Here is a 21,543-nt window from a genome sequence, read left to right as displayed (position 1 = left end):
CCTATGAGCAAACTGTACCTCGACCCGCAACTGATCGACCGGGCCCGCACGGCGGCGTCCGACATCGCTGACTCGTTGCAATCGTTTATCCTCGAACGCACCACCGTCGCTGTCGAGCGCACCGTCCTCCGTCTGTACGGATTGGATGGCGTGGATGCTGACTATGTGCCACTCCCGAACGTCGTCGTCGACCACCTGAAGGAAGGCGGCCTGCTCGAACACGGTGCCGCCCGCTACGTCCTGAACGCAGTGCTGCAAAAAGGCCTGAGCATCCAAGAGATCGGCGAGAGCGTCGCCGCGGGCACGCTGAACCTCTGCGAACTCCCGCTGGCCTCCGACGATGAGATTCGGCAAAAAGGTCTCGAACTCGCGCACGCGAGTCTCGACCTGATCCGTGCCAACCGTGCCAAGCGTGATGACTATCTCTCGCGTCTCGGCGAAGGTCCACAACCGTATCTCTACGTCATCGTCGCGACAGGCAACATCTACGAGGATGTCGTACAAGCGAAAGCAGCCGCTCGCCAAGGGGCGGACATCATCGCTGTCATCCGCTCGACTGGTCAATCGTTGATCGACTACGTGCCCTACGGTGCGACGACAGAAGGTTTCGGTGGCACGTATGCGACGCAGGAGAACTTCAAAGTCATGCGCGAGGCGCTCGATGAAGTTGGCGAGGAAGTGGGACGCTACATCCGCCTGTGCAACTATTGTTCCGGTCTGTGTATGCCGGAGATCGCGGCGATGGGCGCGATTGAACGTCTCGACGTGATGCTCAACGATGCGCTCTATGGCATCCTGTTCCGCGACATCAACATGCAGCGCACGATGGTGGACCAGAACTTCTCGCGGATGATCAACTCGTTTGCAGGTGTCATCATCAATACGGGTGAGGATAACTACCTGACCACCGCCGATGCGGTCGAGCAGGCACCGTCTGTGCTGGCGTCGCAGTTTATCAATGAACAGTTGGCGTTGCGCTCTGGCTTGCCAGAGGAGCAGATGGGTCTGGGTCATGCCTTTGAGATGAGCCCAGAATTGGAGGATGGCTTCCTATTGGAACTGTCACAAGCGCAGATGGCGCGTGAGATCTTCCCGCGCGCACCGCTGAAATACATGCCGCCGACCAAGCACATGACCGGGAACATTTTCAAAGGGCACGTTCAGGACACGCTGTTCAACATGGTCGGTGTGATGACCAACCAAGGCATCCAGTTGCTCGGGATGATGACCGAAGCGATTCACACCCCGCTGATCCACGACCGTCACATCGCGATCGAAGGGGCGAAGTATGTGTTCAAGAACCTGCGCAACTTCGGCGAGGAGATTGAATTCAAGCGGGACGGCAAGATCGTGGCGCGTGCCCAAGATGTGCTGACGGACGCCGCTGGCAAGTTGGAGGAGATCCGCGACATCGGGATGCTGGAAGCGATCTCGCGCGGGATGTTCGCCGATGTGAAGCGCACGATGACCGGCGGCAAAGGTTTGCATGGTGTGTTCATGCGGGCAGAGGATTATTGGAATCCGTTTGAGACCTTGTTGCGGGCGGAGTTGGGGTTGGAGGCGATGGCACGATGAGCGAAACGAAGCGCTACGAACCGTGGAAGGACCGCGACATGACCAAGGTGCGCCCGTATGGGGACACCTTCGATGACGGGATGATCCAGCTCTCGTTCTCAATCCCTGTCCCGCCCGGTGAGGAAGCGGCGGAAGCGGCACGGCAGTTGGTCACGCAGATGGGGTTGCACGAGCCGGCGGTGGTGCATCAGCACGATCTCGGTGAGGACTTTACCTTTGTCGTGATGTACGCCAAGACCAAAGCGATGATCGACTACACCAAGATCAAAGTGGCCAAAGTCGATTCTCCGCGCATGTCGTTCTACGAGATCAACGAGTATATAAAGGAACAAATCGGTCGCAAGATCACGATCATCGGCGCTTGCACGGGGACGGACGCGCACACGGTCGGGATCGACGCGATCATGAACATGAAGGGGTACAACGGCGAGTATGGTCTGGAGCGCTACCCGATGGTCGAGGCGTACAACCTCGGCGCGCAGGTGGAAAATGAAGAGATGGTGGCGAAGGCGATCGAGTTGAACGCCGACGCGATCCTCGTCTCGCAGGTCGTCACGCAGAAGGACGTACACATCCCGAACCTCGCGCAGTTGGTCGAGTTGCTAGAAGCGGAAGGGCTCCGAGAGAAGCTGATCCTGATCTGCGGCGGCCCGCGTCTGGGCCACGAACTGGCGCTGGAGCTCGGGTATGATGCGGGGTTCGGTCCTGGGACACTGGCACCGGATGTGGCAAGTTTTGTCGTACAAGAGTTGGTGAAGCGGGGATTGAAGTAGGGGCAAGCATGTATAGGAAAAAAGAGAACCACTCCGATGGGAGGGGTTCTCTTTTTTATCGAGAAGAATTTATAATATTCAATGAAATAGAGTTCACAAAAAACATAAGACATGTATAATTGGGTATGGTTGATATAATTCAACAGCACGGATGCATGTGGTAAAATACGATGAAAATAGAATTAATCAGTGTCGACATCATTTTGGCACTATGCACATCGAAGTAGGACAATAACTTAGAATTATACAAGTACAAAGGGAAACTATTCTAGTAGTAGAGTAAGTAATCTGAGGAGGTAGAGATCTATTCAATTGATCTGGACGATAAGTAGATACTTGCTTTCCACGTTATGTTGTTCGGTTCTTGCAATTATCTACGTACTCCTACTTTTGAGGTATGATGTGATTCATATCAGATGGGAAGAAGACGTAATGTCGGGCTCATCAAAGGTTGAGTATGCCTATCTTATAGTATGTAGTGGACCAGTTGCGGGGGTCATTTATGCGACAAGGCGCAAAGGAGCACGTCTTCTATTTCTTTTTATCGCCTTACTCTGGATATTGCCTTTCATAACGGATTAGAAAAAACTAGCTACTATCTTATCAAGCAAAATGAGAGGGAGCACGAGCCTCATGTAGATCAGGTTGCGGTGGTAAATGTGTCTGCTGAAAGAGAGTATCAGGGTCTACTTGATTGGAATTTGCATCAATTTATGATCCAGATCTCATTTTTGCCCGATAGGAAGGAGGCTGTTATCTTGCGTTTCGTTCTGTACACAGTAGGCACGTTTTTCGTATATCTACTGTATGCGTTTTTGTTGCTAAAATTGGAATTTGCAACTCTCTATAACCCTGATCACGATCAAGTGTATGAGCTGAACAATGAATCGTTGAAAATCATGATGTATACAGTACCGTTTATCGGCATCATGTGGGCATCTAGGAGTAAAATAGTGCGAATCGTAGCGGTTCTCCTGATCCTATTCTTTTGGATTTGGCCACTTTTTCATTGGTGTATGATCGGGGCCCCCAATCCAGCTAGAGTATGACAAAAAGGACCGCTGTCCGCATAGGACGATGGCATTTTTACACCTGGGGCAATCAATACAAGACGCTTTTTCAGGAGCAAAGGAGGCTAGCATCCATGTTCAACCGCTTGAGCGAAGCGTGGCTAATCTTCTATAAGCGACTGAGGATGCGGGTGCCCGACTTTTCAAATGTAACTGAGGTGGGAAGTGTGAAACCTAACATAATGCGCATCATAAAGATCTTCCTACGTTATTGTCTGTTTCTGATTGGTTCTGTTCTCGCCATGCTCCTGTACCAATTGTGGTTACTACATCTCGGATTTTTCACCCTGATCAGTTCAGTGCCGAACAGCGGCACGGCCCAACGGTTGGATCAATACTTTTATTACATGTTCTACTCCTGTTTGCCGATTGGATTCTTGTTGGCCACAAGGGGGAAGATCGTTCGCATCATCGCAGTGTTGGGGATTTTCGTTATCTATGTGGCACCCGTGCTTATCTGGTATTGGAACGGTGCTCCATCGTAATTAGGAAGTAAAGACCACAGTAGGCAAGCAACTGTGGTCTTTTTTTCATCCAGGGCATACCATACAAGACCGCATGTTCAGGAGCAGAGGGGGCCAAGCATCCATGTTCAACCGCATGTGTGAAGCGTGCCTGATGTTCTGCAAGCGATTGCGGGCGCGGGTGCTCGGCTTTTCCAACGCAGCGGAGATTCGAGAGATCCGCCGCCAACTCGACGCGTGTTTAAAAAAAGGCCCTCGCCAGCCAGCCGACCCTGCTGCGCTGACCGGAGCCGACCGCGCTCTCTACGAGCGCATCCAGACAGAAACGAAACGACTCAACCGCAACAACATCACCCGCACCCAAGCCTATTGGGAGCTCTACGAACGCGTCCCCGAAGTACACTGGGCCTTGCTCGCCCACATGGTTTCGCGCAACGGGGGCTACAGCATGACCGACTTGCGTGGCGATCTGCTCGCACGGGTGCTGGAGGGTGACGAAGCGGAGCGTTTTTTCCAATTCCTCGAGCGGGCGAATCATTTGATTTTTGGCGATGCTTATCCGCAACTGTTACTTTATGAAGCGAGCCGCGACGCAGGTCGGCCGCTTTTTCACCTGCTGCCGTACTTTGGGGTATCGCAGTTTATGGGTATCGTGTGGGAGCGGTTCTGGGAGACCCATGATTCGGAACTGTTGACGATGGCGTTGGTCGTCAATGAACAGAATTTCATCGAGCACCGCGTCGTGCGTCACCCGAAGTATCGTCCGGTGGTCACCTCGTTTGAATTCGCGGCGCAGACCCTGCTCAATTTGACGCAGGTGGTGTTTCCATATGAAAGCCCTAGCGCGACTCCAGAGGTGCAGTTGGCGGGGGTGACGGTGGATACGTTCCTCTCGCTGACGGAGCGCATCGACACGGGGCGGCGGTTGTATGCGATCTTGTTTGGCCGCTCTGAGGTGTATGAGGGCGTGATGCGCTGGGCTGCTCGAACACCGCATACCGGCTCACGAAGCGACTATTGGCCACATCTCTATACCTACAAAGCCCCGCAGGAGAGCCCGAAACGCTACCACCCTCGCCTGAACGGACTGTTTTTGAAAAAAGGAGCGTCTCCCTTGCACTCGCCGCACCTAGTTGATGTATGGCCTGATGTACGTGACCCAGAACCCGCAGATGGACACGACTGGTGTGGGACTCCTGAGGCTGCGGAGGAGTTGTTTGGCACCAAGCCAGCGAGCGGGTTCAACATCACCGTCGCGTATGGCAAAACGCTCGCGCTCGTCGAGCGAGCAGTCGCCACCGAAACGTGGTGGGCGGAGGAAAAACACAACCGCGAGTGAGAAAAAAGCCTGTGCCCGGTCGATGCGGGCACAGGCTTTTTTTGCAACATCGTGGTGGGTGTTGGGCATTCTAGAGGAAAAGTGAGGTGTGAGTGGATGTGGAAGCGCGTGGTGACGAGCCTGCTGTTGGTGGTGACTCTGGTGAGCGCAAGCCCTGTACAGGCGGCCTTGGAACCGGAGAAGATTCAGGTGTACGACGTGAAAAAGCAGGAGGTCGTGAAGAAAATTGAGAACACCGAGCAACTGCAAGCCGAAGCGAAAAAGTGGCTGGGCTCGATCACGGGCCCCTCACCTCGGGTGAACATGGGGGCGGACAAGGGCCTCCTCGTGAAGATTCCCATGGACCCGCCGACCCGCGTGGACAACGAATGGCTGGCCGCCCAGATCACGGAGATCAACCTCATCCTCCGTCCAGGGGACAAACCCGCGCTGCTGCTGTACAGCGACCAGAACCAAGCGCAAGTGTTCGAGTTCACGCATGACGTGACGAAGTTTTTGAAAAAGGTGCACTTGCAGGTTCCGTGACTGCGAGTGCACCTTTTTTATATGAAGATGTATTGCTTTCGAAAGTCTGTGTTTCATCTTAGAGAGGAACGGCAACCATTTGTTGTATAGGAGGTGTTCTATGTTCCTTTTAGGAACATAGAGGTATACTAGTAAGAGGTCTGAACGGTGGAGGGATAGCAGTCTATGATCCTTGAATTTAGCGTGAAAAACTTTCGTTCCATTCGGGAACAGGTGAAAGTAAGCTTGTCAGCCTCCGATGAGAGTGGGCACACATCCAATCTAGTAGATTTGCCGGATGATCTAGGTTCTGTTTTGAAGACAGCTATTATCTATGGGGCCAATGCGTCAGGGAAATCCAATGTCTTGAAGGCTATGGCATTTGTTTATGAATTGATAACGCGTTCGCATTTGATCCAGTCTGGAGATAAAATAGAGGTTACGCCTTTTCGTTTAGATGGAAAGTCGGAGCAGGAACCTAGCGAATTTGAGGTTTACTTTCTAGTAAATAGCACGGAGCATTGCTACGGACTTTCAGTAACCCAAGAACGGGTCCTGGAAGAATATTTGTATGCCTACCCAAGCGGACAAGAGACGATGATCTTCGAGCGAAAAGACTCAAATACCTATACATTTGGCGAAGACGTGGAAAAGCAAAAGACGATTGCGGAGATGACACTCGATAACAAGTTGTATCTCTCCAACGCCACCCAATTCAATTATAAGCCGATTAAGGACGTTCATGATTATTTTAAAAATAAAGTGGTGATCGCGACTGATATCGAGGCGATGAAATGGGATACATATACCAAAACGAAGTTACATGAAGACACGGCGGCGATTGATTTGGCTCGTGAGCTTCTGAGAAATGCGGATACTGGAATTGATGATATTAGCATTACGCGTAGAGCTAAGAGGGTTCTTGTAAGCGGGGATGATGGGAAAGCACCCTATTTCAGAACTGTGAATCGCCCGGAAGTGAACTCCTACCACAAGTACCTCGACGACCAAGGAGTCGAGCAACGTGTACAATTCAGCCTCACCGACGAATCCAAAGGTACACAACGCATGTTTGAATTGCTTGGGCCGTTGATTGATGCCTTGCGCGAGGGCAAGGTTTTGGTGATCGACGAATTGGAATCCAGCCTGCACCCATTGCTTACCGAGCAACTCATTCAACTCTTCCACAATCCTGAGATCAACACGTTGGGCGCTCAACTCGTGTTCACCACGCACAACACCAATTTGTTGAATGAACTACTGTTCCGCCGTGACCAAGTTTGGTTTACCGAGAAGGACTCGAAAACAGGCGCAACTTCTCTCTACTCACTGGTCGACTTCAAGCCGCGAAACAACGAAGACATCGAAAAAGGCTATCTGATTGGGCGCTACGGTGCGATTCCCTTCTTCAAGGGAGGTTCGTTGCTGTGAGCCGTTCTCGAAGCCGTGAGCGTCGAACTGTGGGAAGCAAGGAAACCCGGGACACCATCCTCATCGTGTGTGAGGCTAAAAATCAAACCGAACGCATCTATTTCCGCAACTTCGCGACTACCGAAAAATCTGGGGTACGCGTACAAGTGGCGGAAGAACATAAATACTCAGTACCTGCTGATCTGGTTGACTACGCTCAAAAATTGGCTGTGGACACCTTCAAACTCGATCTTCAAGACGGGGATCAGGTGTGGTGTGTACTTGATGTGGATGCTCAGCAAAACAGCGGTCCGCGAGATGAGCAATTGCGAACTCTACGGGACCGTGCCAATCGCAGAGGTGTTTCCTTAGCGATCTCCAATCCCTCCTTTGAAATTTGGTTCCTCGCGCATTTTGAGTACAGCACCCGAAACTACACCAACCGAGAACTGCTCGACAAGTTGAACTCCCGCGAGGAACTAGGTGGATATCAGAAGACCAAGTGCGTTTTTTCCAAGATCGTCAACCTACAATCAACCGCCGTCCGCAACGCGTTGCGTCTTGACCAGCATCATCGTGACTTGGGCCGCAACTTGGATCTTTCGGAAAGCAACCCGTCGACGCAGGTGTACAAGCTTATTGAACAGATCGACGCCGTGGCTCGGAAAAATTCCACTCGATAACGATTGCAAAAAAGCGACTCTTCACGCTAGCGTGAGAAGAGTCGCTTTTTAAGACTGGCTATCCTAAATTTCACTCTCGAATTTTTCCCGCAAATCGTGTATAAATAGAGTAGGACATTTTACGCTTCGAAAACCGACCGTTCGGTCGAATCTGAATGAATGATGCTTCATTCAACCATATGAGCGTACAGAAGGAGTGAGGAGTACATGGAGTGGATTCGCGTTCTGCTGTTTTTGGTATTGGCAGGGACGGCCGGGTATTACAGCTTGTCGGCTTTTTACAAGCGTTATCAATACCTGATGCTCGGCGCCCAAGAAGATCGTTTCGACGATCGTGACGCCCGGATCGGCGGCTTCTTCAAATACGTTTTGGGTCAGGCGAAAGTCTTGGCTGAACCGTCTGGTATCGCCCACATGATCATCTTCTACGGCTTCATCATCATCTCGATTGGTGCGATGGACTTTTTTGTTTTCCATCTGACCGGTGGGCACCACATCCCAGGCTTAGGCTCGGATGTATTCGTTTTCTTGCACGAGATGGCGAACATCCTCGTGCTGATCTCGCTCGCCATCGCCGCTCTGCGTCGCTACGTGCTCAAGCCGATGCGCCTCGACGTGACGATGGAAGCAGGTCTGATCGTCGGCATGATCGCCTTCCTGATCCTGACCGACTACGTGTTCTGGGGCGCAACTGACGCTCTGGACGGCCACAATCCGGGCTTTGTCGCTCCGGTCGCAGGCTGGGTTGCCACCTCGATTTTTGATGGCATGTCGGAGAACTCGCTGACCGCTGTGAAGGAAATTTTCTTCTGGCTGCACTCGGCGATCCTGTTCTACTTCGCCGTCTTCATCCCGCGCTCCAAGCACTTGCACATGGTCGGCGCGATGTTCAACACCTACTTCCGCAAAACGGATGCAACCCGTCCGAAGGGCCGCTTGAAAAAGCTCGATCTCGAAGACGAATCGATCGAGGAATTCGGCGTCGGCCGCATCGATCAATTCTCCTGGCGTCAACTGCTCGACGGGTACGCGTGTACCGAGTGTGGCCGTTGCCACGTCAACTGCCCGGCGACACTGTCCGGCACGGAACTGTCGCCGAAATACCTGATCCTCAAAATGAAAGACCACCTGCTCACCGTCGGTGACACGCTCGTCGCCCAAAAAGCAGGCACCGTAACCGGCGCTGACGGCACGCAAGTCGAAGTCGCTGCCACCGCTGAACTGCCGATGCTGATCGGGGACGTCTACACGGAGAACGAGATCTGGGCTTGCACCACCTGCCGCGCTTGTGAGGAAGCCTGCCCGGTCTTCAACGAGCACGTCGACAAGATTATCGACATGCGCCGTTACCTCGTGCTCACCGAAGGCAAGGCAGAACCGGAAATCAACCGTGCGTTCCAAAACCTTGAGCGTCAATCCAACGAGTGGGGCCAAAACCGCAAAACTCGTGGCGATTGGGCGAAGGAGATGGGCGTGCGCACGATGGCAGAAGTCGACGGAGAAGTCGATTGGCTGTACTACGTCGGTTCCTCCGCATCGTTTGATGCACGCAACCAAAAAATCGCGCAAGCCTTCGCAACCCTGCTCCAAGAAGCGGGCATCGACTTCGCGATTCTCGGCCAAGAGGAAGAGTCGGACGGCGATACGGCACGACGTCTCGGCAACGAGATGCTCTACCAATCGCTCGTCGAAGCGAACATCGAAATCTTCAAGGAATACGGGATCAAGAAAATCGTCACAACCTGCCCGCATGCCTACAATACGTTCAAAAACGAATACCCGGACTTCGGTTTTGAACTCGAAGTCGTGCTCCACCACACCGAGTTGCTGGCGCAACTGGTCGATGAAGGCAAGCTGAAGCCAGAGCATGAAGTCAACCACACGTTGACCTTCCACGATTCCTGCTACCTCGGTCGTTACAACGACATCTACACCGCACCGCGCTACCTGATCTCGATCATTCCGGGCGTCAAGCTCGTCGAGATGGAACGCAACCGCAACAAGTCGATGTGCTGTGGTGCAGGCGGCGGCGGTCTGTTCAAGGAAGACACCGGTGAACAACGCATCAACGTGATGCGCACCGAGCAAGCGATGGAAACCGGCGCTACGGCGATCGGCACCGCCTGCCCGTACTGCATGACGATGATCACCGACGGCACCAAGGCGAAAAACGTCGAGGAGAATCTCCCGGTTTACGACGTTGTCGAGCTGCTTTCGATGTCTGTATTCGGTACCGAAAAACACTAATCGCGGAAAAGACCGGGGCGTGCCCTCGGTCTTTTTTTGTGCGCGGGATTCGTTATCTGATTTTTCGCTCTCATCACGCATCACCACATTTCGTGTATAATGGAAAAGAAACCGTTTCCAAGCGAAACGACTGTTTGGTTGCAACTGAATGATTCTTCATTCATCACATAACGTAAGGGAGTGAGTCACATGCGCAAGACGGTCATTGTCAGTTCCGCACGTACTCCGTTTGGCAAGTTTGGTGGGGCGCTCTCCTCCTTGACCGCCACCGACCTCGGGGCGATCGCGATCAAGGAAGCGCTTACTCGTGCGGGAGTCTCCGGCGAGCAAGTCGAAGAAGTGATCATGGGCATGGTGCTCCAAGGGGGCGCCGGTCAGGTCCCGTCCCGCCAAGCGGCGGTCAAAGCGGGCCTTTCTTGGGAAGTCCCGACCCAGACGATCAACAAAGTCTGTGCGTCCGGGATGCGAGCTGTCACGCTCGCTGACCAGATCATCCGTGCGGGTGACGCAGACGTGATCGTCGCAGGCGGGATGGAGTCGATGTCCAACGCTCCGTACATCCTGCCTAAGGGCCGCTTCGGCCTGCGCATGGGCGATGGACAGATCGTGGATCTCATGCAATACGATGGTCTGCGTTGTGCCTTCCACGATGTCCCGATGGCGGTCCACGGCTCTGTCGTCGCCAACGAGTATGACATCTCCCGCGAGGCACAGGACGAGTGGGCGCTACGCTCGCAACAGCGCGCCTCGGCTGCACTGGAATCCGGCAAGTTTGCAGAGGAGATCGTCGCTGTTGAAGTTGCCGGGAAAAAGGGCGCGGTCACGGTGGTGGATCAGGACGAAGCGATTCGCCCGGACACCACGCTCGACAAGCTCGCCGCCCTCAAACCGGTCTTCATGAAGGACGGGTCGATCACGGCAGGCAACGCACCGGGCATCAATGACGGCGCGGGCGCACTGGTGTTGATGTCGGAGGAGAAGGCACAGGAGCAAGGCATCCAGCCGCTCGCGACCATCCTCGGTCACGCACAAGTCGGCCAAGATGCTCCGTATATCGCCACCACGCCCGGTCTGGCGATTCAAAAGTTGCTTAAAAAGACAGGCTATAAACTGGAAGACATCGACCTCTTCGAAGTCAATGAAGCATTTGCCGCGGTGACGCTCACCTCTGGCAAACTGCTCGAATGGGACGAAGACAAAGTCAACGTCAACGGCGGTGCTGTCGCGCTCGGTCATCCGATCGGCGCATCGGGTGCCCGGATCATCGGTTCGCTGATCTACGAACTTCGCCGTCGTGGCGGAGGACTGGGGGTCGCGGCGATCTGCTCCGGTGCTGCACAGGGCGACGCCATTCTCGTTCGCGTTCACGCATAAGGCATAGAAAAGGGGCATCCCATGCCCCTACCTACATAACGCAGGAGGTTTCTCACACATGGAAATCCGCAAAGCGCTCGTCATCGGTGCTGGCCAGATGGGCAGTGGCATCGCACAAGTTTTTGCACAAGCAGGGTTGCACGTCGTTCTGAATGATATCAAGCCGGAATACCTCGAACGTGGCATCGCGACGATCACCAAAAACCTCTCCCGCGACGTTGAAAAAGGCCGCAAGACGGAGGAGGAAAAAGCGGCGGTCCTCGCGCGCATCCACCCGACCACCAACATGGGCGACGCACACGATGCGCAATTGGCTGTCGAAGCGGCGACCGAAAACATGGAGATCAAGAAAAACATCTTCCGCCAGATGGACGAAGTGCTTCCGCAGGGCGCAATCCTCGCGACCAACACCTCGTCGCTCCCGATCACGGAGATCGCAGCGGTCACCTCCCGCCCAGAACTGGTGATCGGCATGCACTTCATGAACCCGGTGCCGGTGATGAAACTCGTCGAGATCATCCGGGGACTCGCCACCACCGATGATGTCTACGCATCGATCGAAGACCTGACCAAGCGCATGGAAAAAGTGCCTGTTGAAGTCAAAGACTTCCCAGGCTTCGTCTCCAACCGCGTGTTGATGCCGATGATCAACGAAGCGATCTATTGTGTCTACGAAGGCGTGGCTTCGGTTGAAGCGGTTGATGAAGTGATGAAGCTCGGCATGAACCATCCGATGGGCCCGCTGACTTTGGCAGACTTCATCGGACTCGACACCTGCCTCGCAATCATGGAAGTGCTCCACGAAGGTTTTGGCGATTCCAAGTACCGTCCGTGCCCACTGCTTCGCAAGTACGTCAAAGCCGGCTGGCTCGGCAAGAAAACTGGCCGTGGCTTCTACCAGTACAGCTAATTGACGAGGAGGCAACCACCTATGACCTACGAAAACATCCTGTTCGAAGTTCGCGATCACATCGCGTTCATCACCTTGAACCGTCCGAAGTCGCTCAACGCGCTGAACTCCGCGCTCCTGCGCGAACTTGGCCACCTGCTCGACGAGATCAGAGCCAGCGAGGACATCCGTGTCGTGATCCTGACGGGCACGGGCGAGAAAGCATTTGCCGCGGGCGCTGATATCTCCGAGATGCAACCGATGACCGCGATCCAAGGCCGCAAGTTCTCCACTGCCGGCATGGATTCGATCACCAAGTTGGAAACCCTGCCGCAACCGACGATCGCGGCGGTCAACGGATTTGCACTGGGTGGCGGCTGTGAAGTCGTGCTCGCCTGCGACATCCGTGTCGCCTCGACCAACGCCAAGTTCGGCCAACCGGAAGTCAACCTCGGCGTCACGCCAGGTTTTGGTGCTACCCAGCGCTTGCCGCGCCTCGTCGGAGCTGGCATCGCGAAGGAACTGCTCCTGACAGGTGATGTGATCGGCGCAGAACGCGCCTACCAGCTCGGCCTCGTCAACCACGTCGTCGAACCGGAACAACTGATGGAAAAAGCGATCGAGATCGCGACCAAGATCGCTGGCAAAGGCCAGATCTCGGTCCGTCTGACCAAGCAAGGCGTCAACGAAGGGATGAACATGGACGTCGAACGCGGTCTGCAGTACGAGACCGAGCTGTTTGCGCTGTCCTTCTCCACAGAGGACCAAAAAGAAGGGATGCAGGCGTTCCTCGAAAAACGCCCCGCAACCTTCTCAGGCAAGTAACGTTTTTCAGTACTTTATCGGGAGGAGCAACAGGCGATGGACTTCCTTTTTTCCAAAGACCAACTTGACATGCAGCGAATGGTGCGTGACTTTGCACGGAATGAAATTACGCCACTTGCCGCTGAGATCGACCGCACCGACGAGTATCCACGCGAACTGCTGCGCAAAATGGGCGAGCTCGGACTGCTCGGCATCCCGATTCCAGAGGAATTCGAAGGGGTCGGAGCGGACTTCATGTCATACATCTCCGCGATCGAGGAGCTCTCCTACGCGAGCGCTTCGGTTGGCGTCATCGTCGCCGTACACACTTCGGTCGGCACCTACCCGATTCTCAACTTTGGCACCGAGGAGCAAAAGCAGAAGTACGTGCCGAAGCTCGCCACGGGCGAGTTGATCGGCGCTTTTGGCCTGACTGAACCGGGTGCGGGTTCTGATGCTTCTGGTCTGCGCACCCGCGCGATCAAGGATGGCGACAACTACATCCTGAACGGTTCGAAAATTTTCATCACCAACGGCGAAGTTGCTGACATCTTCAACGTGTTCGCTGTGACCGATCCGCAAAAAGGCGCCAAGGGCGTCTCCGCTTTTATCATCGAGCGTGGGACACCGGGCTTCTCGATCGGCAAAAAGGAGCACAAGATGGGGATGAACGGCTCTGGCACGGTCGAGTTGATTTTTGAAGACGCGGTCGTTCCAGCAAGCCAACTGCTCGGACAGGAAGGCGAAGGCTTCAAGATCGCGATGAGCAACCTCGACGGCGGTCGGGTCGGCATCGCCGCACAAGCGCTAGGCATCGCCCGCGCTGCTTTTGACACGTCGGTGGAGTATGTGAAGCAGCGTCGCCAGTTCAACAAGTCGATCGCTGACTTCCAAGCGATTCAGTTCATGATTGCGGACATGGGCACCAAGATCGAAGCAGCGCGCCTGCTGACCTACCAAGCGGCATCGCTGCGCCAACAAGGTCTGCCGTGCTCGCAACAAGCCTCGATGGCGAAGTACTACGCGTCTGACGTGGCGATGAGCGTCACCACCGATGCGGTGCAACTGTTCGGCGGCTACGGCTATAGCAAGGAATTCCCGGTGGAGCGCTTCATGCGCGACGCGAAAGTGACGCAGATCTACGAAGGCACCAACCAGATTCAACGCGTGGTGGTCTCCAAGAACTTACTCAAAGGCTAAGGCACATGAAGGAGCGAGATGACGATGAACTTTCAATTGACGCAAGACCAACAGGAGATTCGCAAGCTTGTGCGCAACTTCGCACTGAAGGAAGTAGCACCGACCGCTGCTGAGCGTGACGAGAAGGAAGAGTTCTCGCACGAGATCTTCAAAAAAATGGCGGAGATCGGCCTGACGGGTATCCCGTGGCCGGAAGAGTACGGCGGGGCGGGCATGGACTTTGTCTCCTACGTGATCGCGGTTGAAGAGCTTTCCCGCGTCTGCGCCTCGACCGGCGTCACCCTGTCGGTTCAAACTTCGCTGGCTGGTTGGCCGCTCTATGCATTCGGCAACGAAGCGCAAAAGCAAAAGTACCTCCGCGCACTGGCAGAGGGAACCTCGATCGGTGCCTACGGGTTGACCGAGCCGGGTTCTGGCACGGATTCGGGCGGCATGCGCACCAATGCGGTGGAAAAAGACGACCACTGGCTGCTGAACGGCTCGAAGATCTTCATCACCAACGGTGGCGTTGCCGACATCTATGTGGTATTCGCTGTGACGGATGCGGAGAAACGCACCCGTGGCGGCATCACCGCTTTTATCGTCGAAGCGTCCTACCCGGGCTTCTCCGTGGGCAAGCATGAGAAGAAACTTGGAATTCGTGCGTCGACCACGACGGAGATTATCTTTGAAGATGTGAAAGTGCCGAAGGAAAACGTGCTCGGCCAAGTCGGTGAAGGCTTCAAGATCGCGATGATGACCCTCGATGGTGGACGCAACGGCATCGCGGCACAAGCGTTGGGGATCGCCCAAGGCGCACTCGACCACGCAACCGAATATTCGAAGCAACGCAAACAGTTCGGCCAATCGATCTCTAACTTCCAAGCGATCCAGTTCAAGCTGGCCGACATGGCGACGGAGATTGAAGCAGCGCGCCTGTTGACCTACCAAGCGGCATGGTTGGAGAGCGAAGGCCTCCCCTATTCCAAGCAATCGGCGATGGCGAAAGTGTTTGCTTCGGAAGTGGCGGTGAAGGCGGCATCGGAAGCGGTGCAGATCTTCGGCGGCTATGGCTTCTCCCGCGAGTATCCGGTGGAGCGCTTCTACCGCGATGCGAAAATTACCCAAATCTACGAAGGTACCAGCGAAGTCCAACGCATGGTCATCTCGCGTCACCTTCTGAAGGACTGATCCTATGCATGAGTTGGTGCAACGCATTCTCTCAGGAGACAAACGGGCAGTCGCCCGCGCGATCACACATATCGAGAATGACGCACCGGAGAAAACTCAGATCCTGCGCGACTTGCACCCGCATACGGGGAAGGCATTTCTGGTCGGTCTGACCGGACCGCCGGGGGCGGGCAAAAGTTCGCTCACCGACCGGATGATCGGGTACTTGCGCCGGGAGTTTGATTACTCGGTCGGAGTGGTCGCTGTCGATCCGACCTCGCCATTTACCGGCGGGGCGATCCTCGGTGACCGAGTGCGGATGAACAGCCATGCGCTCGATCCGAAGGTGTTCATTCGTTCGATGGGGACGCGTGGCAGTCTGGGCGGTCTCGCGCGGGCGACGCAAGAGGCGATCCGCGTGCTGGATGCGTATGGCTGTGATGTGGTGTTGATCGAGACGGTCGGTGTCGGGCAATCGGAGCTCGACATCATGAACGTCGCCGATTCGACGGTGGTCGTGCTGAACCCATCGGCCGGGGATCATATCCAGACGATGAAGGCAGGGATCATGGAGATCGCGGATTTATTTACGATCAACAAAGCCGATCTGCCAGGGACGGACAAGACGGAGCGCGAGATTCACTACATGCTCGACATGCTCGGTCACATCCCGTGGCGACCGCCGGTGGTGCGGACGATTTCGCGGGACAACCAAGGCTGCCCAGAACTTTGGCAAGCCATCCAAAAGCACAAGCAGCATCTCCAAGACTCCGGTCTCTGGTCACAACGCCGCCATCAGCGTCGTCAGGAGGAGATCGTCGCCATCGTCGAAGGCACGATCGCTCGCCGCTTGAAGGAACAGATCAACGCGGACTCCGATTGGGCGCAGAAGCTCGCCGATGTGGAACAAGGGCAGCGTGATCCGTACCAGCTGGCGGACGAGATGATGCGGAACATCTTGAAGCGGTAAAAAGGGGAAGCAGAACCCTGTCGCGAAACGTACACGTATACGGGTTCGCAGGAAAACCCTCGGCCCTGCGCCGGGGGTTTTTTGGCAACCGAGAGGAATCCTCCGACGTCTTGCCCCCGATCAGAGCGGAACCACGGGGTGACATGGCGTCCACGGGGATGGAGTGCGGAGGGATTATATGAACTGGAAACAACGGTATCTCGACAAACTAGGGGTCACTTTTGAACGGCCCGACTTTGTTGCACTGTGCGACTTGATCCAAGCGCACTTGCTCACCGTCCCCTATGAACTGCTCAGCAAGATCCACTACTACAATCAGCGGGAGGACAACGGCTGGCTGGTGCCTCCGGTGGAGGTCTTTGTGGAGAATTTGGTGAGCAAGGGGAGGGGTGGGAACTGCTACATCCTGAACTTTAACTTCGGGCGGTTGCTCGAAGCGCTCGGCTACCAACTCGACTATTGCCGCGTGTCACCGAGGCATATGGCGATCCGCGTGTACCTTGGAGGGCAGATCTGGTACGTCGATGTCGGGTATGGAGCCCCGACGTTCCGCCCGCTGTTGCTGGACGAGGAGCCCAACTTCACTTCGCTGTACGGCGAAGAGGTCAAGATCACCCGACTTGATGAGCACTCCTACGAGATCGAACGCTTTTATAACGAGAAATCCTTTGTGAAAAAAGTCATCGAGTGGCACCCGCTGACCTTCGCTGACTTTGAGGAGGACATCTCGTTCTCGCACCGCGACACGGATGACAACGTGTTCATGCGCCGGGCCTCGGCGGATCGGTTGGTCTCGCCGTACCGGAAAGTTTGGATCGACACCAATCGCTACTTGAGCATGGATGTATCAGGGCGGCATGAAACGCCGATGCCCGATGTGGAGACGTTCTACCGCTTGATACACGAGACCTTCGGCATCGACCGCGACGTGGCGGCGGAGGCGGTCGCTTTTGTCACCGCACCGGAGCGCGTGGGGAAGACGCAGGAGTTTGGGGAGAGCAACCCACGCCGCTATGGCGGGTAGGGACCCGAGGTAGGAAAAAGCCCTGCGCGCGAAGCTGCAGGGCTTTTTCTCACTTGATGAACCGGATGGTCAGCGGGTAGCGGTAGGACTCACCTGAGTTGGCACGTACGCCGGCGATGATGATGAACACCAGCGAGGCGACCCCGATGATCGGGAGCAGGAGCAGGCCGATGAAGATGATGCAGAGAATCCCGGCGACGATCAGATAGAGGATGACGGAGATCTGGAAATTCAATGCTTCCTTGCCTTGTTGGTCGACAAACGGGTGTTGGTCACGCTTGAGCAACCAGAAAATCAACGGTCCGATGATGTTGCCAAACGGGATGACGTATCCTGCGAGCGCTGCGAGGTGACACAGCATGCCAAATGTACGCGCCTCTTGGTTTGTTTCGTGCATAGACATCCTCCTCTCCACTTCGTCCTAGTCTATGCAACGTGATAAAAAAGAAGGCATCCGCCTGTGTACGGATGCCTTCTTTTTTAGTGGAGATTGCTTCTGTATTTGAAAAAAGCGCGGTTGAGCATGATGATCGATCGTTTGTCCTTCTCACGATACGCGCGTGAGAGTTGGGTTTTCAGCCAGCTCGGCATCATCCGCCCCCCTCGACGTGGTTTTGCTGGTAGGGTATGCAAAACGTCGAGGGGGTGTGCATCACTCTGTAATTTGTACGAGAATTTGCGTCAGGGAGACTCCGGCTTGCTGCAACAACTGCTCCGCATACGGGTCGATCCGGTAATCGGCTTCGTAATAAATCTGTGCAATTCCTGCCTGGATGATCTGCTTGCTGCACAGCAGGCACGGGAAATGGGTGACGTAGATCGCCGCCCCCTCCGTCGAGACACCGAACTTGGCGCACTGGAGGATCGCGTTCGATTCGGCGTGGATCGTGCGGATGCAGTGGCCGTTCACCACGTTGCACCCCTCATCGTGGCAGTGTACATCGCCAGAGACGCTACCGTTGTAGCCGGTGGAGATGATTCGTTTGTCGCGCACGATCACCGCGCCGACGTGTAGGCGGTCACAGGTCGCACGGGTGGCAACCATTCGGGCCATATCCATAAAGTATTCGTTCCAAGGTTTGCGCATTGAGACAGGGCCTCCTCATGGTGAAATCTACATCTCTATTCTACCTCGCTTGAAAATAGGTGTCGAACCTCCAATTAGTTTCCGACAAATCAGCCCAACCGCGCGACAATTCGAGCCGTCGTGCGCGGAGCTTTTTTTAGAATGCTTCTATCAACAGCAGGCGTCGCCGTCGATCAGGGGAGCGGGTGTTCGTGTGCGGACAGGGCATTCTGTGTCGGAAATTTCCCAAGTGAAGGGGCGCGTTTTGACAAACTATTCAAGGCGGACATGCTATTCTGAACCTACAAATTCTACGGAAACGGGATGGTGGGGACCAGATGTGGAGAGAATTTTTCCAGCGTGCGAAGCAAGTTCGAACAGGGAGCAAGGCAACCGTTCAAGCGGTAGCCGGTTCGGCCCGTGTGGGGCAGGCCGGATCGGCAGGACCGCTGAGCAGGATGCGCCAACGGATCGCAGAGACGATGGGGGGCGCGCAAGTGTTCCTCGGGCGGTCATCAACAGTGCTGACGATCATGGCGTTTTTCCTCGGACGTGCGATGATCCTCGGGGAGCTCTCCCCGTTCGCGATCGCCTTCTACGCGGTGATCCTGCGACTCAAACGCTCCGCCGCACGCTGGGTGCTGGGTGCGCTGATCCTCGGGTCGTTCACAACCAACGGACTGTTCTCGATCTGGCCGGTCCTCGTCGCGGCGTTGCTGCTCTACCGCTTCGTCTATGGCATGCTGAGCAAGAAAAAAGCCCTGACGCTCGGCTCCGTGCCGTTCGTGGTCTTCCTCGTCGACAGCGGGGTCCGACTTGCGGGCAACGCGGCAACTGGAGACATGAGTTCCTACAGCTTGTTGATGGGCTTGGTCAACGGGTTCCTGTCGATGGTGCTGACGCTGATCTTCATCCAGTCGCTGCCGATCTTCACTTTCCAGCGCGGCGTCAAGGAACTGCGCAACGAGGAGATCATCTGCCTCGTGATCCTGCTGGCGTCGATGCTGACCGGCTTGCACGGGTTGCATTATGGGGCGGTGTCCTTTGAAAATGTCTTCTCCCGCTACCTGATCATGCTGTTCGCGATGATCGGCGGGGCCGGGGTGGCGGCGAGCGTCGGGGTGGTGACCGGGATCATCCTGACGATGGCAAGCGTGATGTCCGCCTCGCAAATCGGTCTGCTCGCCTTCTCCGGCTTGCTCGCAGGACTGCTGCGCGATGTGAAAAAAATCGGCGTCGGCATCGGATTTGGACTCGGGGCGGCGATCCTCACGGTCTATGTGCAGGACACCTCCTCGGTGCTGGTGGCTCTGGAGGAATCGGCGGTGGCGTTCGGGATGTTGATCCTGACGCCGAAGAGCTTCATCGACCAAGTCTCCCGCTACGTGCCAGGGACACACCAACACAGCCTCACCCAACAGGACTACGCCCGCCGCATCCGCGAGCTGATGGCGATGCGCATCCGCGAGGTATCGAGCGTTTTTCAAGAACTCTCGCACACGTTCACCCAGATCTCCAGCGCTTCGCAAAAAGTACATGCGCAGGACGAAGTGATGAACAAAACGTTCGAATCGGCCGCGGGCCAAGTGTGCAAAGGGTGCTTCAAACAGGAGCAATGCTGGGAAAAAAACTTCTACCAAACCTATCGTGCGCTGTTCGACACCGTGACGTTGATCGATATAGAAGGCAGCATCACGAAAGCACAAGTTCCACAGGAGCTGAACAAATTCTGTGTAAAAACGGAAGCGATGATCCCGGCGCTGACCGGAGCGGTCGAGATGTCCAAGCGGGACATGCAGTGGCAGAACCAACTTGCGGAGAGTCGCAACATGGTGGCGGAGCAACTGGTCGGCATCTCCTCGATCATGGCGGACCTCGCGCAGGAGATTCGCAAGGAAAACCATGTCTCCGCCGATCATGAGGAGCACATCGTGGCGGCGCTGGAGCATCTCGGTCTGTCGATTCGCTCGGTGGACATCGTGTCCTTGGAGGAGGGGAAAGTCGAGATCGAAGTCACCTCGACAGGCGCAACCTCGGCGGACGAGGGGGAAAAACTGATCGCCCCGCTGCTGTCCGAAGTGCTCGGCGAGAACATCGTGGTCACGAACAGCCGCTACTGGGCGGACGAAAACGGCGTGACGATGACGCTGTCCAGCGCGAAGTTGTATCACATCGAGACTGGGGTCGCGAGTGCCGCCAAGGACGGGCGGTTGCACTGTGGCGATTCGTTCACGGCGCTGGATGTGGGCAACGGCAAGTATGCGGTGGCGGTCAGTGATGGCATGGGCAACGGCGAGCGGGCGATGCAGGAATCGAGCGCGGCGATCCGGCTGTTGCAGCAGTTGTTGAAGGCTGGGTTTGACGAGCAGTTGGCGATCAAGACGGTGAATTCCGTGCTGTTGCTGCGCTCGCAGGATGAGATCTTCACGACGATGGACTTGGCGCTGATCGACATGTTCACGGCCAAGACGGAGTTTTTGAAGATCGGGTCTGCGCCATCGTTCATCAAGCGTCATGGCAAGGTCAACGCGATCTCGGGACAGAATGTGCCGATCGGCATCCTGAAGGAGATCGACATCCAGACGGTCGAGGAGGAGTTGCAGGAGGGGGATCTGCTGATTCTGATGTCAGATGGGATCTTCGATGCACCGAAGCATACGGATGACAAGGAAGGGTGGTTGAAGAAGAAACTGGAGGACTTCGATAGCAGTGACCCGCAGGAGATTGCGGACATGCTGGTGGAACTCGCGGTGCGGATCAACCACGGCAAGATCATCGACGACATGACGGTGCTGGTCGCGAAGGTCGCCAAGTACAAGCCGGAGTGGGCGACGATCCGCCTGCCCGGTGTGCAGAAGCTCAAACGCAGAGGCGAGGGCGGAATGCTCGCCGAGCAGGACAAGCTGGTGCCGATGACGTGAAAAAAAAGCTCTCGACGCGGTGGTGCGTCGAGAGCTTTTTTATGCCCAATTCGGTTGGAATCTTGCATTCTATGGTTTATA

The 21,543-nt window shown here is 55.5% G+C and carries 18 protein-coding genes and 1 pseudogene; 16 read left to right on the top strand and 3 right to left on the bottom strand.

Going from position 1 to position 21,543, the window contains the following annotated elements; all coding sequences use genetic code 11:
* The first annotated feature begins 3 nt into the window (after positions 1 to 3).
* The 15 genes from kamD (at position 4) to C7459_RS00990 (ending at position 17,475) form a co-directional block, all read left to right on the top strand.
* Positions 4 to 1,575 (top strand): lysine 5,6-aminomutase subunit alpha, encoded by a 1,572-nt coding sequence (kamD, locus tag C7459_RS01065; RefSeq protein WP_109685383.1) that lies wholly within the window; start codon positions 4 to 6, stop codon positions 1,573 to 1,575.
* Positions 1,572 to 2,348: a lysine 5,6-aminomutase subunit beta gene (kamE, locus tag C7459_RS01060; protein ID WP_109685381.1), complete on the top strand. Its 777-nt coding sequence runs from the start codon at positions 1,572 to 1,574 to the stop codon at positions 2,346 to 2,348. The genes kamD and kamE overlap by 4 nt, the downstream gene beginning before the upstream one ends.
* Before the next feature lie 1,144 nt (positions 2,349 to 3,492).
* Positions 3,493 to 3,903 carry a hypothetical protein gene (locus C7459_RS01050; protein WP_109685377.1) on the top strand — a complete coding sequence of 137 codons (411 nt, stop codon included), beginning with the start codon at positions 3,493 to 3,495 and terminating at the stop codon, positions 3,901 to 3,903.
* 103 nt (positions 3,904 to 4,006) lie between these two features.
* Positions 4,007 to 5,221 (top strand): DUF2515 family protein, encoded by a 1,215-nt coding sequence (locus C7459_RS01045; protein WP_170119192.1) that lies wholly within the window; start codon positions 4,007 to 4,009, stop codon positions 5,219 to 5,221.
* Positions 5,222 to 5,317: 96 nt separating this feature from the next.
* On the top strand, positions 5,318 to 5,746 hold the full coding sequence (locus tag C7459_RS01040; protein WP_109685373.1) for a hypothetical protein: 429 nt from the start codon (positions 5,318 to 5,320) through the stop codon (positions 5,744 to 5,746).
* A gap of 165 nt (positions 5,747 to 5,911) precedes the next feature.
* Positions 5,912 to 7,156, top strand: a complete 1,245-nt coding sequence (locus C7459_RS01035; protein ID WP_109685371.1) for an AAA family ATPase — start codon at positions 5,912 to 5,914, stop codon at positions 7,154 to 7,156.
* On the top strand, positions 7,153 to 7,818 hold the full coding sequence (locus C7459_RS01030) for an RloB family protein (RefSeq protein ID WP_170119191.1): 666 nt from the start codon (positions 7,153 to 7,155) through the stop codon (positions 7,816 to 7,818). The genes C7459_RS01035 and C7459_RS01030 overlap by 4 nt, the downstream gene beginning before the upstream one ends.
* Before the next feature lie 207 nt (positions 7,819 to 8,025).
* Complete coding sequence (locus C7459_RS01025; RefSeq protein WP_109685367.1) at positions 8,026 to 10,065, top strand: (Fe-S)-binding protein; 2,040 nt, start codon at positions 8,026 to 8,028, stop codon at positions 10,063 to 10,065.
* Between the two features lie 189 nt (positions 10,066 to 10,254).
* Positions 10,255 to 11,439 (top strand): acetyl-CoA C-acetyltransferase, encoded by a 1,185-nt coding sequence (locus C7459_RS01020; RefSeq protein WP_109685366.1) that lies wholly within the window; start codon positions 10,255 to 10,257, stop codon positions 11,437 to 11,439.
* 58 nt (positions 11,440 to 11,497) lie between these two features.
* Positions 11,498 to 12,349: a 3-hydroxybutyryl-CoA dehydrogenase gene (locus tag C7459_RS01015; RefSeq protein WP_109685364.1), complete on the top strand. Its 852-nt coding sequence runs from the start codon at positions 11,498 to 11,500 to the stop codon at positions 12,347 to 12,349.
* Positions 12,350 to 12,370: 21 nt separating this feature from the next.
* Positions 12,371 to 13,153: an enoyl-CoA hydratase-related protein gene (locus C7459_RS01010; protein ID WP_109685361.1), complete on the top strand. Its 783-nt coding sequence runs from the start codon at positions 12,371 to 12,373 to the stop codon at positions 13,151 to 13,153.
* Between the two features lie 36 nt (positions 13,154 to 13,189).
* The gene (locus C7459_RS01005) at positions 13,190 to 14,332 is read left to right on the top strand and encodes an acyl-CoA dehydrogenase (protein WP_109685359.1); all 1,143 of its coding nucleotides are present in this window, start codon (positions 13,190 to 13,192) and stop codon (positions 14,330 to 14,332) included.
* Between the two features lie 24 nt (positions 14,333 to 14,356).
* Positions 14,357 to 15,502: an acyl-CoA dehydrogenase gene (locus tag C7459_RS01000; RefSeq protein ID WP_109685357.1), complete on the top strand. Its 1,146-nt coding sequence runs from the start codon at positions 14,357 to 14,359 to the stop codon at positions 15,500 to 15,502.
* Between the two features lie 4 nt (positions 15,503 to 15,506).
* Positions 15,507 to 16,451, top strand: a complete 945-nt coding sequence (gene meaB, locus C7459_RS00995; RefSeq protein WP_109685355.1) for a methylmalonyl Co-A mutase-associated GTPase MeaB — start codon at positions 15,507 to 15,509, stop codon at positions 16,449 to 16,451.
* Between the two features lie 178 nt (positions 16,452 to 16,629).
* Positions 16,630 to 17,475 (top strand): arylamine N-acetyltransferase, encoded by an 846-nt coding sequence (locus tag C7459_RS00990; RefSeq protein ID WP_109685353.1) that lies wholly within the window; start codon positions 16,630 to 16,632, stop codon positions 17,473 to 17,475.
* 49 nt (positions 17,476 to 17,524) lie between these two features.
* Here C7459_RS00990 and C7459_RS00985 read toward each other — a convergent pair whose 3' ends face one another.
* The 3 genes and pseudogenes from C7459_RS00985 to C7459_RS00975 form a co-directional block, all read right to left on the bottom strand.
* A complete protein-coding gene (locus C7459_RS00985; protein WP_211320315.1) occupies positions 17,525 to 17,872 on the bottom strand; it encodes a DUF4870 domain-containing protein in 348 nt (115 codons plus the stop codon).
* An 83-nt stretch (positions 17,873 to 17,955) separates the two neighbouring features.
* Positions 17,956 to 18,066, bottom strand: coding sequence for a cortex morphogenetic protein CmpA (cmpA, locus tag C7459_RS00980; RefSeq protein WP_109685349.1), 111 nt, complete (start codon positions 18,064 to 18,066; stop codon positions 17,956 to 17,958).
* A gap of 82 nt (positions 18,067 to 18,148) precedes the next feature.
* Positions 18,149 to 18,562: pseudogene (locus C7459_RS00975) on the bottom strand (ComE operon protein 2); the annotation flags it as partial.
* Between the two features lie 317 nt (positions 18,563 to 18,879).
* On the opposite strand from C7459_RS00975, the gene spoIIE reads away from it, so the two are divergent.
* Positions 18,880 to 21,462 carry a stage II sporulation protein E gene (spoIIE, locus tag C7459_RS00970; RefSeq protein WP_109685345.1) on the top strand — a complete coding sequence of 861 codons (2,583 nt, stop codon included), beginning with the start codon at positions 18,880 to 18,882 and terminating at the stop codon, positions 21,460 to 21,462.
* Positions 21,463 to 21,543 lie beyond the last annotated feature (81 nt).

Source organism: Tumebacillus permanentifrigoris (assembly GCF_003148565.1).
GTDB classification, from domain to species: domain Bacteria; phylum Bacillota; class Bacilli; order Tumebacillales; family Tumebacillaceae; genus Tumebacillus; species Tumebacillus permanentifrigoris.
This window is presented reverse-complemented; position numbering and strand designations above follow the sequence as displayed.